The 13,527-nt window shown below is 38.6% G+C and carries 14 protein-coding genes; 8 read left to right on the top strand and 6 right to left on the bottom strand.

The genetic code is table 11. The annotated features are described in order from the left end of the window. Window positions 1-124 precede the first annotated feature (124 nt). Together sucC and HMPREF1321_RS09120 are read right to left on the bottom strand one after the other, a co-directional pair. Window positions 125-1,318 (bottom strand): ADP-forming succinate--CoA ligase subunit beta, encoded by a 1,194-nt coding sequence (sucC, locus tag HMPREF1321_RS09125; RefSeq protein ID WP_009422280.1) that lies wholly within the window; start codon window positions 1,316-1,318, stop codon window positions 125-127. Between the two features lie 88 nt (window positions 1,319-1,406). Continuing rightward, window positions 1,407-2,585: an aminopeptidase C gene (locus HMPREF1321_RS09120; RefSeq protein ID WP_009422304.1), complete on the bottom strand. Its 1,179-nt coding sequence runs from the start codon at window positions 2,583-2,585 to the stop codon at window positions 1,407-1,409. Between the two features lie 99 nt (window positions 2,586-2,684). Between HMPREF1321_RS09120 and HMPREF1321_RS09115 the strand changes: the two genes are divergently transcribed. Beyond that, window positions 2,685-3,329, top strand: coding sequence for a hypothetical protein (locus HMPREF1321_RS09115; protein ID WP_009422321.1), 645 nt, complete (start codon window positions 2,685-2,687; stop codon window positions 3,327-3,329). Window positions 3,330-3,421: 92 nt separating this feature from the next. On the opposite strand, the gene HMPREF1321_RS09110 is transcribed toward HMPREF1321_RS09115, so the two are convergent. After that, window positions 3,422-4,204 carry a class I SAM-dependent methyltransferase gene (locus HMPREF1321_RS09110; RefSeq protein ID WP_009422289.1) on the bottom strand — a complete coding sequence of 261 codons (783 nt, stop codon included), beginning with the start codon at window positions 4,202-4,204 and terminating at the stop codon, window positions 3,422-3,424. Window positions 4,205-4,282: 78 nt separating this feature from the next. After that, window positions 4,283-5,299 (bottom strand): tRNA (adenosine(37)-N6)-threonylcarbamoyltransferase complex transferase subunit TsaD, encoded by a 1,017-nt coding sequence (gene tsaD / locus HMPREF1321_RS09105; protein ID WP_009422318.1) that lies wholly within the window; start codon window positions 5,297-5,299, stop codon window positions 4,283-4,285. 160 nt (window positions 5,300-5,459) lie between these two features. Between tsaD and HMPREF1321_RS09100 the strand changes: the two genes are divergently transcribed. The 3 genes from HMPREF1321_RS09100 to HMPREF1321_RS09090 all read left to right on the top strand — a co-directional run bounded on the left by HMPREF1321_RS09100 (window position 5,460) and on the right by HMPREF1321_RS09090 (window position 8,458). Continuing rightward, window positions 5,460-6,167 (top strand): metal-dependent hydrolase, encoded by a 708-nt coding sequence (locus HMPREF1321_RS09100; RefSeq protein ID WP_009422331.1) that lies wholly within the window; start codon window positions 5,460-5,462, stop codon window positions 6,165-6,167. 182 nt (window positions 6,168-6,349) lie between these two features. Continuing rightward, window positions 6,350-8,059: a M23 family metallopeptidase gene (locus tag HMPREF1321_RS09095; protein ID WP_009422317.1), complete on the top strand. Its 1,710-nt coding sequence runs from the start codon at window positions 6,350-6,352 to the stop codon at window positions 8,057-8,059. 21 nt (window positions 8,060-8,080) lie between these two features. Beyond that, the gene (locus tag HMPREF1321_RS09090; protein WP_009422311.1) at window positions 8,081-8,458 is read left to right on the top strand and encodes a RidA family protein; all 378 of its coding nucleotides are present in this window, start codon (window positions 8,081-8,083) and stop codon (window positions 8,456-8,458) included. A gap of 86 nt (window positions 8,459-8,544) precedes the next feature. Here HMPREF1321_RS09090 and HMPREF1321_RS09085 read toward each other — a convergent pair whose 3' ends face one another. Together HMPREF1321_RS09085 and HMPREF1321_RS09080 are read right to left on the bottom strand one after the other, a co-directional pair. Continuing rightward, on the bottom strand, window positions 8,545-9,444 hold the full coding sequence (locus HMPREF1321_RS09085) for a hypothetical protein (RefSeq protein WP_009422300.1): 900 nt from the start codon (window positions 9,442-9,444) through the stop codon (window positions 8,545-8,547). Window positions 9,445-9,456: 12 nt separating this feature from the next. Next, complete coding sequence (locus HMPREF1321_RS09080; RefSeq protein ID WP_009422313.1) at window positions 9,457-9,972, bottom strand: hypothetical protein; 516 nt, start codon at window positions 9,970-9,972, stop codon at window positions 9,457-9,459. Window positions 9,973-10,568: 596 nt separating this feature from the next. Here HMPREF1321_RS09080 and ctlX point away from each other — a divergent pair. The 4 genes from ctlX (at window position 10,569) to atpE (ending at window position 13,506) form a co-directional block, all read left to right on the top strand. Next, complete coding sequence (gene ctlX / locus HMPREF1321_RS09075; RefSeq protein ID WP_009422288.1) at window positions 10,569-11,501, top strand: citrulline utilization hydrolase CtlX; 933 nt, start codon at window positions 10,569-10,571, stop codon at window positions 11,499-11,501. A gap of 15 nt (window positions 11,502-11,516) precedes the next feature. After that, window positions 11,517-12,035 (top strand): adenine phosphoribosyltransferase, encoded by a 519-nt coding sequence (locus HMPREF1321_RS09070; protein WP_009422286.1) that lies wholly within the window; start codon window positions 11,517-11,519, stop codon window positions 12,033-12,035. 162 nt (window positions 12,036-12,197) lie between these two features. Further along, window positions 12,198-13,265 carry a F0F1 ATP synthase subunit A gene (atpB, locus tag HMPREF1321_RS09065; RefSeq protein ID WP_009422330.1) on the top strand — a complete coding sequence of 356 codons (1,068 nt, stop codon included), beginning with the start codon at window positions 12,198-12,200 and terminating at the stop codon, window positions 13,263-13,265. 40 nt (window positions 13,266-13,305) lie between these two features. Beyond that, window positions 13,306-13,506 (top strand): ATP synthase F0 subunit C, encoded by a 201-nt coding sequence (gene atpE, locus HMPREF1321_RS09060; RefSeq protein WP_002671466.1) that lies wholly within the window; start codon window positions 13,306-13,308, stop codon window positions 13,504-13,506. Window positions 13,507-13,527: the final 21 nt, after the last annotated feature.

Here is a 13,527-nt window from a genome sequence, read left to right as displayed (position 1 = left end):
AAGATATGAAAAATAATATCGGTACACAAATTTTTAATAATAAAAATTGTATACCGATGTGAATTTAGAATATTTTCCTAAAAATAAACCTGAAAACAGAAAATATAAAATGATTATCTGTTGTTTATTGTAATACTTCTTTTACTTTATCGGCGGCTTCTTGGAAGAGGATTGCTGAGTGAACGGCTAAGCCTGAATTGTCTAATATTTCTTTAGCAAGCTCGGCATTCGTACCCTGCAAGCGCACGATAATAGGCACTTTGATAGCATCGCCCATATTTTGATAGGCATCTACTACCCCTTGTGCTACGCGGTCACAACGTACAATACCACCAAAGATATTGATAAGGATAGCCTTCACATTAGGATCTTTGAGGATAATACGAAAAGCAGCTTCTACGCGTTTGGCATCGGCGGTACCTCCTACATCAAGGAAGTTAGCAGGTGACCCCCCCGCTTGTTTAATCAAGTCCATCGTAGCCATTGCCAAGCCTGCACCATTTACCATACAGCCCACGTTACCATCGAGAGCAACATAGTTGAGTCCTACCGCTTTAGCTTCTACTTCTACTGGGTTTTCCTCTCGTGTATCACGATAAGCCGCATACTCAGGGTGACGGAAAAGCGCATTGTCATCAAGAGTTACTTTGGCATCTACTGCCATTATCTTATTGTCAGAAGTTTTTAGAACAGGGTTAATTTCAAACAAACTGGCATCAGAAGACACATAAGCATTGTAGAGTGCTGTTACGAACTTCACCATCTCTTTTTGAGCATCGCCAGTAACTCCTAAGTTGAAAGCAATCTGGCGAGCTTGGAAAGGTAAGAGCCCTACGGCAGGGTCAATTTCTTCGGTGAAGATAAGGTGCGGTGTTTTTTCGGCGACTGCCTCGATATCCATTCCCCCTTCGGTAGAATACATAATCATATTTTTACCTTTGGCACGGTTCAATAGTACTGACATATAGAACTCTTTAGGCTCGCTTTCTCCAGGATAATATACATCTTCGGCGATGAGCACTTGATGTACTTTTTTACCTGAGGGTGGCGTTTGAGGGGTAACGAGTTGCATACCTATAATTTGAGAAGCTATAGGCTCTACTTGGTCTAACCCTTTAGCTAACTTAATGCCACCGCCTTTTCCACGCCCTCCGGCGTGTACTTGTGCTTTTACCACGTACCACTGAGTATTAGTGGCTTCGGTGAGTTGTTTGGCTACCTCTATGGCTTCGGTGGGAGTGTGAGCAACGATACCACGTTGTACGCGCACCCCAAAACTCGAAAGGATTTCCTTTCCTTGGTATTCGTGTAAGTTCATACGAGAATGATTTGGTAACTATTCGGCAAAGATACGAAACAATTTATTAATTAGCAATAAATAATGAACAATTTTTAGTATTAACTTCTTATCTCTTACCTGAAAGTACCTCTTTTGGCACCCCTCCTTTGTGAAGCATAATCGCAGTAGTTTTAAACTCTACAAAGGCTTTAGTTACATATAAGTAGCCCTCATAGTCGTTGCGCAATCCCCAAGAGTTTTTCACGATGTAGTACTCACGTCCGTTTTGGTCTTTGGCAAGTCCTACGATGTGCATTGCGTGGTCGTCGGTGGTTTGATAGTTGTCAAAATCACGCTGACGCATCTCGGGGGTGATAGTTCTTTCGGCAGTAGGAGGATTAGAAAAAAGATACAAGGCTTCCTCATTACTCATCTCACTCACTTCTTTTTCGGGCACAAAAGCCACTCCGTTTTTCCAACTGAAATAACGCTCACTCACATCGGCTGCCCACGCTACCGTATAACCTTTTTTAAGGGCGTTGTCTATAGTTTTAGTGAGGTCGGTCATTGCAATATTGTAAGCATAATCAAAGCTCCAGTTATCGGGTACTGCCATAAATACGTTTTGGTATTTAGGTTGGTCGGCATACGATACCATTTCTATATAGTCGGCAGGATTGATACCTACGCGCTCTTTAGCAAAGCTCTGAGGAGTGTACTTTTTACCTTCGTACATAAAACTTTCGGGCACTGCACCTAAATAGGCATCGATGGTTGCTGTGAAAGCAGGTAGCCAGTTAGGGGTGAGTTTTTTCTTCTTTTCACCATTTCTTATCATTCCTTTTAAAAAGCCTTGTAAGATAGCGTGCAGTTCACCAAAATCATTGCGAGTAGTACCATAGTGCAAGCCTGTATAAACATTTTGAGGTACAGCACCATATTTGGCGTACATATTGATTACATCGTGGAGTTCACCTCCTTGTCCGTAATCCAAATTGCCGTGCATACGCACATATTGTTTAGCTTTTTCGATATAACAGTTGCGAGCGGTGTAGATTTCGGCAAGGTCAATAGGCTTTTTACCCATACGCTTCATCTCACTTTCTATAAACGAAGCCCCTGCATAGCTCCAGCAAGTTCCACTACTACCTTGGTCTTTCACGTCGGTACGTTCGAGATTAATAACGGTAGTAAACTGAAATCCAGCATTAGCCGATTGATTTCCTGCTACCGATCTGATTAGGTCGTCTTGTGCTGTTGCTACAAAAGAAGCACACAGCGCTACAAATAATGTAATGTTTTTCATAAAAAAATACTTTATAATGAAGCGCAAAAGTATAAAACAATTGGCAAAATAGCAAATTTGGCATAGTTATCGCTATAAAAAAGTAAATGCTCAAACAATATGAAACATTTATACTTGTACATATTACTTTTATTAGGGGGATTAGTAGCTCAAGCTCAACCTTTTGAAACACGTAAAAAAGATGAGAAGGTAGTCATTCCGTTAGAAAAATCACCTGAGATAGAGTACAAGGGTAGTCCCATCAATCTGCGGGTAGCTCCTAAAAAAGAGAATAATCCCTGGATGAAGATGCCTAAAAAGAGCATTGATTTTACGGGAAAGAGTAATTTGGTACAGCGTAAAATAGAGTTCAAACCTAATTATGAGGTACTCAACGACCATAAACGGGAAGATTACGAAGCCCCAAAAGGCGACCAATTCTTTGGCGACTTCACCAATAATGGAAAGTTTGTAAATGTATATTGTCGGGACTTCGCTGCTATTGATGGCGATCGAGTGAGTTTATATGTGAATGGAGTAGAAGAAGTTCGCGACATTTTTCTCCTTGGAGAATTCAGAGGTTTTAAAGTAGAATTGAAACCTGGCTTCAACAAAGTAGAGTTTTTAGCGCTCAACCAAGGAGAATCGGGGCCTAATACTGCCGAGTTTATGGTACTGGACGACAAAGGCAACACCATTATACGCAATCGTTGGGATTTAGCAACAGGCTCGAAAGCACAACTCGTAATTGTAAAAGACCAATAAAGCGAAGAAAATTATTTTTATTTGTTACTTTTTTTAGCTCATATTTTTACAGGAGAATTCCTATAAAGATATGAGCTTTTTTGTAAAATCGTTTAAAAAGGTTTTTGAACAACAAGAGCAATAGCATCTAAGTTCTTTTGGTGTTTTCTAAACGTTTTCTTCATATTCATCACGCGTTTGCGCAAATCGGTGTGGGTAAAGAGATTGAAGAAGAATTTAAGTGTGCGAAATATCCCTTCATCTTGCCATACACGCTTGTTTTCAAGTAGGAGCATTGCGTTGTGCTGTTCTTTCACCACCTTAAAACCTTGCTCTTCAAAAAGAGCTTTCCACTCACTGGGGGTCATTGGGCGTGCATGTACACGTATATTGGCACTTAGTTCTTTAAAAACATCGTTTTTCACCTCGTCGCTCACATTGTCTGGCTGTAAGCCTAATTCGTGAATAGCATAATAACCTCCTGGTTTGAGTATCCTAAAAGCCTCTGCTATAATAGCTTTTTTGTGTTCAAGAGGTTGCATAGTGAGCATTGCCTCTCCATACACTTTATTAGCAAAAGCATCGGGAAGTGTAGAAGCTGCGGCATCAGCTACAATCACGCGTGCATTTTCATAGTGAATATTCTTTTTAGCTAAAGCAGCAGCTGCCTCATTCATATCTACTCCTGTATAGCTGAAAGGCTTGTAAGAACAGGCTATATTAGCCGTAAATCCTAAGCCTGGGGCAAACTCTACAATATCATCTTTGGAGGTAATCTCTAAGTTTTTCACTAACCATTCGCTGAGTACTCTTCCTCCTGGGCGCAACACTTTCTTGCCGAGCTTGGCGAGAATCCAGTGCCCTTGTTTTTCATTTAATGATGTTTCTGTCTTCATCTTTTCAATGGTTTTTATAATTTAGGAGACAAAAGTACGAATTTATTTTGAATGTTTCAAAATAAATTAACAAATCTGCTAATTAAAAGAAAGTCGCGCTTGTGCAGTAACTTCTTGTGCTACAAAATCTCCTTCCAAAAACTTGTGATACCCTACGATACCTATCATCGCTGCATTATCGGTACAATACTGAAATTTAGGTACAAAGGTTTGCCAACCGTACTGCTTTCCTAAAGCTGTGAGGGCATTGCGAATACCCGAATTAGCCGATACCCCTCCCCCAATAGCCACTTGCTTGATACCTGTTTCTTTTACAGCTTTTTTGAGTTTGCTCATCAGTATTTCCACAATCGTGTGTTGTACCGAGGCACAGATATCGGCTAAATGTTCAGTTATGAAATTAGGATTTTCTTCAGTGTTTTTCTGTATGAAGTAGAGAATACCTGTTTTAAGTCCCGAAAAACTGAAGTTGAGACCAGATATTTTAGGTTTAGAAAAACTAAAGGCTTTAGGGTTGCCCTCTTGGGCGTATTTATCGATGAGAGGCCCTCCAGGGTAAGGGAGCCCTAATATTTTAGCAGTTTTGTCGAACGCCTCCCCTACTGCATCATCAAGAGTTTCGCCCAGCACCTCCATATCAAAAAAACTGTTTACCTTCACAATTTGGGTATGCCCCCCGCTGATAGTCATTGCGAGAAAAGGAAACTCGGGTTTCGGCTGACCCTCCTCTATAAAATGTGCCAAAATATGTGCCTGCATGTGGTTCACTTCAATGAGTGGTATATTTAGTCCCATTGCCAGCGATTTTGCAAATGAAGTTCCCACGAGCAACGACCCCATTAAGCCTGGCCCTCTGGTAAAGGCAATAGCCGAGAGCTCTTCTTTGGTTATCCCTGCTTTTTTGAGCGCTTGAGCCACTACCGGCACTATGTTTTGCAAGTGAGCGCGTGAAGCCAATTCGGGCACTACCCCGCCGTATTGTTTATGCACCTCTTGATTTGCCACCTCATTAGAAAGCACTTTATCATTACAAAGCACTGAAGCAGAAGTGTCATCGCAAGAAGATTCTATAGCTAATATATACGTATTTTTCATTCTTTTCAGTTTAAAGTGCAAAAGTAAGGATTATTTGCTAATTTAAAAAATTGTACTTGGTTGTGGAAGTGACATTAAAATAAAAACTAAAAATTATTTGCTTTATTCATTTTTTATCTCTACATTTGTAGCCTTAAAACAAACAAATAAATAAAACACTATGAAAGTAACTTATTTAGGTCACGCTTGCGTGAATATAGACATCAATGGGACTCACTTTCTCGTAGACCCTTTTATTAGCCCAAACCCTTTGGCTTCACACATTGATATAAACTCTATCAAAGCGGATTACATTCTCATTACCCACGCCCACGGCGACCATATTGCCGATGTAGGGGTTATTGTCAAACGCACAGGTGCTCAACTGATTACCAATCCTGAAATTCTCACTCATTACGAAAAATTAGGGCTTAGTGGTCACGCAATGAACCTCGGAGGCTCTCACCGCTTCATAGATGGCAAGGTAAAAATAAAGATGATTAAGGCAGAACACTCATCTTCCTTCCCCGATGGCTCTTATGGAGGCAATCCTGCTGGTTTCTTGATTGATTACAACGATAATACTATCTACATTTCAGGAGATACCGCCTTGCATTACGATATGAAAATTATTCCTCACCAATACAAGGTGAATTTAGCTATTTTTCCTATCGGCAACAACTATACAATGGGCGTACGCGATGCTCTTACAGCAGCTCGTTTTGTAGAGGTAGGCAATGTGTTGGGTGTGCATTACGACACTTTCCCTGTAATTAAAATCGATAAAGAAGCGGCTAAACGCAAATTCAAAGACGACCACCGTCGCTTACACCTCTTAGAAATAGGTGCTACTCTTGATTTAAAAGATTTGAACATCAGCACGCTTTAAGAAATCTTATCACACGAACTTTGCCAAAGTTCTATGGCTTTGGCAAAGTTTTTTTTTCATACCTAAAATATCTAACCACTAACAAAAATTTACTAATTTACTAATCTACAAATTGGCTAATTGACAAATTATTCTTACTTTTGCGCCGTTTTTACAAAAACAAAATATTTTAAACGGAAACAATGAAAAAACTTATCGCCTGCTTATTATCTAATCTTTTACTTTTTACCTCTTACCTCTTACCTCTTACCTTAGAAGCTCAGTCTTTCCAGGTCGCAATGCCTCTCAACACTAAACCTTTGCTCGCAGGTAATTTTGCTGAATTGCGTCCCAACCACTTTCACGGTGGCATCGACCTGAAAACCGAAGGTCGTGAAGGACTGCAGGTGTTTGCTGCCGAAGATGGCTATGTGTCTCGTATCAAAGTAAGTCCTTACAGTTATGGCAAAATGTTGTTTATTACTCACCCCAATGGTTATGTAACTACTTATGGGCATTTACAAAAGTACGCCCCTGAAATAGAAGCTTACGTAAAGCAAAAACAATACGAAAAGCAAAGCTATGATATCGATATACTTCTTCCCGAAAAACAATTTGTCGTAAAAAAAGGCGATTGGATAGCTCTCAGTGGTAATACGGGCGGAAGTAGAGGGCCACACTTGCATTTTGAGGTACGCGATATTCACAATAACGGTTGGAATCCTCTGCTTTTTGGTTTTCAAGAAATACAAGACACCACTCCTCCTGATGTATTGCTTGTATATGCTTATTCACTAAGTGATGACGCACAAATAGATAACACTCAGTTACCACGTCAGCTCAATAAAAATAAACAGATAGACGGCACTTACCTCACCGAGAAAGTTAATGCGATTGGCACCATAGGTTTTGGTATTTTGGGCTATGACCGTCAAGATGAAACAATGCATCGCAATGGTATTTACAAGGTGAGTTTACTTCTCAACGGAGAGACCCAGTTAGAAACTGTCTTTGATAAAGTAAACTATGACGAAACACGTTACCTTAATGCACTTATAGACTACGAACGATATGCACAACACAAAGGGTTTGTACAGCTTTTGTACAAATTGCCTAACAACAAACTCGAATCAGTATATCCTACCTTAAAACCTAATAAAGGTTATCTTACTATTGAAGAAGGTAAACAATACACCGTATCTATTATTGCAGAAGATTTTAAAGGGAATACCACTAAAATCAATATTCCTATTGAAGGCAAACGAGAGCCTTTAAAAACAGCTCGACCAGAACCTAAAGGCAATAAGCAAGTAGTTGCTAATCGTGATAATTATTACGAAATGGAATACGGAAGTGTATACTTTCCCGAAGATACTTTTTATAAAGACTATTTGATGAATATTACTAGCACTAAGGATACTTTAACCGTAGGTAGTTCGTTCATTCCTGCTCAAAAGTTCTTTACTGTAACTATCAAAAGTGATACTTATGCCAATGAAGATACTTCTAAGGTATTTATAGCTCGTTCGAACGGGGGCTATGAACCGACAGTCTATAAAGATGGTGTGTTTACAGCCAAATCGCGTAACTTAGGAAAGTTCTATTTGCGTAAGGATACTATTCCGCCCACTCTTAAGGCAGTGAATTTTAAGAACGGAGGCATTGTGAAAGGTAATACTCTCAAGATTTTAGTAAACGATAATCTTACGGGATTTGAATCTTGTTCTGCCACCCTAAATGGGCAGTGGATTCTTTTTGAATATGAACCTAAAAACCGATGCCTCACCTTTCATTTCAGCGATATTGATACTACCCAAACCAATAGATACGAACTCATTGTAAACGCCAAAGACAGAGTAGGCAACGTAGGAACTCTGAAAGCCAACTTTACAAAACTAACGACAAACAATTAACGACTAATAACTAATAGCTATATGAAACATATCATTTTTACAGAAAAAGCGCCAGCGCCCATTGGTCCTTACACACAAGCCGTGAAAGCTGGCAACACACTCTACGTATCAGGGCAAATACCGGTAAATCCTGCAACGGGAGAAGTAGTGAAAGGCATAGAAGCCGCTACCAAACAAGTAATGGAAAACCTCAAAGCTATCCTTACCGAAGCAGGAGCTACTTTTGAGAATGTAGTAAAAACTACTATTTTCTTAGCCGATATGGGACAGTTTTCACAAGTAAATAGCGTATATGCGCGCTATTTCAACGAGGCAACAGCACCTGCACGCGAAACCGTACAAGTAGCACAATTGCCTAAATCCGTAGAAGTAGAGATTTCTTGCATTGCTGTATTGTAGTGATGCTGTGTAGAGACAAAAAATCCCCGCAAGACTTGCAATAAGTTTTGCGGGATTTTTTTGTAATTTTACTATTAGATGATTTATTACTTCCAATCTATTACGAGGTCTGAGAGTTCAAGGTCTCCAGAGGTACAATCTCCTCCATCTTCAGCTCTATATGTAACAGGAATACTTATAAAGCTCATACCCTGCACACTTGGTAATATTTGTCTAAAAGTAACAAAAGCTTTTAAAGGAACTTGTGTAGGTATTATGTTATAAGCCTGATATGTACTTTTTTTATTTCCAAGTCCAAATTCTTTGTAAGGATATTCATTACCTTCATAATCAAAACACTTGCTTTTAGCTTCAAATGTACTACATCTTCTATTAATACACACTTCTTGATGCACTAATTTATGAGAAATCAAGAGATTTACAGTTACGGTTTGAGCCTTTTTGTCTCCTACTACTGAAAGGATCTTTACATCAAACTTAGGTGAAAAACTCTTTACAGTACCATTGCCATCACCTTTACCTCTTGTAGCATTAGCAAAGATTTTATCAGCGGTAGTTTGAAAGTCTTGGGCTTGTGATTTAATTTCACCGTTTTGTAAAGCCTTATCAAAGAAAGCCCTTATCTCTTTCTTATTATCTAATTTTAGAACTACCAACTTATTATTCTCTATACCATTGGCAAAATATTTAATAGTAGCCTTATTACCTAAAGCTGAAAGTTGTTCTTTAGTAGCATTGTCCGAACTTTTCTTTTCAACAGAACCTCCCGTGAACATAGAAATATAGTCACCAGTGGTTATAATATCATTGATAAAGATATTTTCGTACTGAGTACCTCTTGCTGGCACACCGAAAGCTAATGTTTCCCCTTTTTTATAGGTGTGGTTATCTACAGCGGTATACTTTTTCCTCGAGTTTTTAGCTTGAGCTACTGCAAAACCGAGATTCAACATTAAAAATACAGTTAAAATGATTTTTCTTTTCATTATATTTGGGTTTTATGGTTTTAAATTAATTATAGTAGGTTCACAACCTTCTCTTACTTCAAAGTTTATAGTTTTCACAAGTCGAATAGTATCATTTGGTGAATCATAAAGCATTAAAGTATGTTTATAATAGTTATCCAATGAAGAGATTTGATTATTGCTATAAACTTTGGGTTTAATTGTTATTTGTCTACTACTATTTGAGAACCACATATTTTGGGCATCAATACCTTCGTATTCAGGCTTGTCAATTGTATAATAAACTTCTTTCCCTAAGAAGTTATTAACAATAATATTTGATTCCTGATAGAATTCAACATTATATACTAAACCATTATGATATGGTTCTATTTTTACTTTATTTTTCTCCTTAGTATTTCTTAGGCAACTATTATTTTTAGTTATTATTATGTATGTATACCCAACTTTTAAATTCGAAAAAAGTATATAGCTACCAGTGTTGTCAGTAATATTTTGTCCCCTTATTGATTTTGTACCATCAATAGTACCTTCTTTATCTTGTTCCAATAGAGTAACTGCTATCTTTTTAGGGTCGTTCTCTATAACAGGAAATTATAAAGCGAAACGCTAATTTATGTCTTTATGTAAGTGTTTTTTCTGTTTCTTCTAAATAGTGTTTAAATGGTTTTTAAATTCGCTAGAAATGTACAACTAATTTTTAATTGTACAATTTTTTGGTGCATATTTTTTAGGTACGAGCTACAAACTCACACTAGCAAAGAGATTAATGGTTAATGGTGAAATTAGGGGTAACTTATACAGAGCTTAAACGATAAACGAACAATGAGTGGCTCTACAGTGGCTCTACAGTAGCTCTACAGTAGCTCTACAGTGGGTCTACAGTGGGTCTACAGTGGGTCTACAGTGGGTCTACAGTGGCTCTACAACGAACGAAAGACGAACAAAAGACGAACAAAAGACGAACAATGAACGAAGATAAGGTGAAGATAAGAGGAAGATAAAATAGAGACAAGGTGAAATTAAAATGGAGCCTGATAAAATCGGAATTGTAGCGTTTTTGAAAAAATAATTTTTCTTGCTTCATTGTTAATTACTGATTATTTTGTACCTTTGTCGCTTTGAGTGCTAACCATTGTTTACTGATGAAAAAACAAATTACCAATACTGTACTAATGGTGCGCCCTGTGCGCTTCCGTATGAACGAAGAAACCGTTGTGAACAACTATTTCCAAGAGGAAATGGATTTGAAGAACGAGGAAATCAATCGCCAAGCGCAACAAGAGTTTGATGCCTTTGTGCATAAACTACGTGAGGTAGGAGTAAAAGTGATTGGCGTAGACGATATTTACGAGCAAAACACTCCTGATTCGGTATTTCCGAATAATTGGATTACCTTTCACCAAAATGGCAACGTAGCAATTTACCCTATGTTTGCCGAAAATCGGCGTCGTGAGCGTCGTGAGGATATTTTGGACAAGGTAGAGGAAGAAGGTTTTCTCATCGAAAATGTGTATGACTATACTGATGCTGAGCAAGAAAACATCTTCTTGGAAGGTACGGGGGCTATGGTGCTCGACCGCGTGCATCGCAAGGCTTATTGTGCGCTCTCGCCCCGCGCTGATGAGGAACTATTTATTGAGTTCTGTGAAGATTTTGAGTATACGCCTGTAATTTTCAAGGCTTACCAAGAGGTAGACGGTAAGCAAGTACCTATCTATCACACCAATGTGATGATGGCTTTAGGTGAAGATTTTGCGGTGGTGTGCTTAGATACTATCACCGACAAGAGTGAGCGCAAGAACCTTTTGCACCACCTAAAAGAGGACAAGAAAGAGATTATCAGCATCACCCCTGAGCAGATGTGTCAGTACGCAGGCAATATGCTACAAGTGCAGGGTAAGGACAGTACTTATTTGGTGATGAGTGATGCCGCTTATAACGCCCTTACCCCTCAACAGATACAAACGATTGAGAAATATACCCAGATGCTCCACAGCAATTTAGAAACTATTGAGACTTGTGGAGGAGGCAGTGCGAGGTGTATGCTAGCAGAAGTGTTTAATCCACGTAATTAGGTAACAAGTAAAAAAATGGACAAAAAAGAATATATCAAAAGTAAAATCAGAGATATTAAAGATTTTCCTAAAGAGGGAATTATCTTCAAAGATATTACACCATTGCTAATGGATGTGAAAGCAGGGCAATATGTAATCGACTTGCTCGTGGAGAACCTGCACGGACAGAAAATAGACAAAGTAGTGGGTATGGAAAGTAGAGGTTTCTTCTTCGGAATGTTGCTTGCACAACGATTGGGGGCTGGCTTTGTACCGGTACGCAAAAAAGGAAAATTACCTTACAAAACCCTCTCACAAACCTACGATTTGGAGTACGGACAAGACGTATTGGAAATTCACACAGACGCTATTATGAAAGGTGAAAAAGTCCTCATTCACGACGATATCCTCGCTACCGGTGGTACTGCTGAAGCGGTAGTAAAACTTGTAGAACGCCTCGGTGGCGATATTGTACAACTAGATTTCTTGATGGAACTCCATTTTTTGAACGGCAGAGAGAAACTCAAAGGACACCCTGTGTATAGCATTTTATAAGAATTAGAAGTTAATAATTAGAGCGAAACCTAAATTTCAACTGCTAAAATATAACTTCTGTATTTCAGTAGGTTATATTACATTAAGTGAAAAAATGTGTTAAATAATTTCGCCACTTAAATAAAAACTCCTACATTTGCACGAATAAAAACAAAACAAGTAATGAAAGTAAAGAATTACATTCTATATATCGCTTTATTTGTAACCTCACTCATTCCTCTACAAGGTTTTGCAACTGAAAATGAGGAAGGAGAACCTTTTCAAATCAACGATTTGATTGATGAACACATCAACGATTCACACGATTTTCACTTGTTTGATTATAAAGGGCACACTTATTCGTTACCCTTGCCTATCATTCTTTATACCGATAAAGGATTAGTGACTTTCCTATCGAGTGCCTTCCATCACGATAACAAAGGTACGGTAGTAGTAGATAAAGACGGACAGCGATTTGTGCGCTACAAAGAAGATATTTACTACGCAAATGCTGATACACCTCTCTCTTTCAACGAGAAAGGAGAAGTAACCAATACACGTCCGTTGAACTTTTCTATTACTAAGAACGTGTTTTCATTGCTTTTAGTATCGGTATTGATGGTGCTCATCTTCACCTATATGGCACGTTCTTACAAGAAGAACCCCAAAGCCCCTAAAGGCTTAACAGGAGTTTTAGAACCTATAGTGCTTTTTGTGCGCGATGAGATAGCGATTCCTAACATAGGCGAAAAGTACTACAATAGGTATATGCCTTATTTGCTTACTGTGTTTTTCTTGATTTGGATAGGAAACCTCTTCGGATTAATTCCGTTTTTCCCCTTTGCTGGTACGGTAACTAACAATATTCTTTTCACAGGTATGTTGGCTATCTTTACCCTTATTCTCACTTTATTTAGCAGTAACAAACACTATTGGAAGCATATTTTTGCTCCCCCAGGAGTTCCTACCTGGATATTACCAATTATGATACCTATTGAAATGTTGAGTGTTTTTACTAAGCCTTTTGCCTTGATGATACGTTTATTTGCCAATATGACGGCAGGGCACATCATTGTACTGAGCTTGATTTCACTCATTTTCATCTTTGGAACGGTGTATATATCGCCTGTGTCGATAGTTTTTACCTTGTTTATCTCTATCTTGGAGCTATTGGTAGCTGTTTTGCAAGCCTATGTGTTTACACTGTTATCAGCTTTGTTTATAGGACAAGCAGTGGAAGAAGAACACTAATCAATTGATAATTAACAAGTAACTAATTAATTTTATATATATGGTTTTAGCAGGAATTGGGGCTGGATTAGCAGCCATTGGAGCCGGAATCGGTATTGGTAAAATTGGTGCTTCTGCTGTTGAAGGAGTAGCACGCCAACCCGAAGTGTCTTCAAAAATTCAAACTGTGATGATTATTGCTGCAGCACTTATCGAAGGGGTAGCCCTTTTTGCTGTGGTAGTAGCACTCATCGCAAAATAGGACGACAAAACCGTTGTGCAA

Origin of the sequence: Capnocytophaga sp. oral taxon 412 str. F0487, assembly GCF_000271925.1 — a bacterium.
Lineage (GTDB): Bacteria > Bacteroidota > Bacteroidia > Flavobacteriales > Flavobacteriaceae > Capnocytophaga > Capnocytophaga ochracea.
This window is presented reverse-complemented; position numbering and strand designations above follow the sequence as displayed.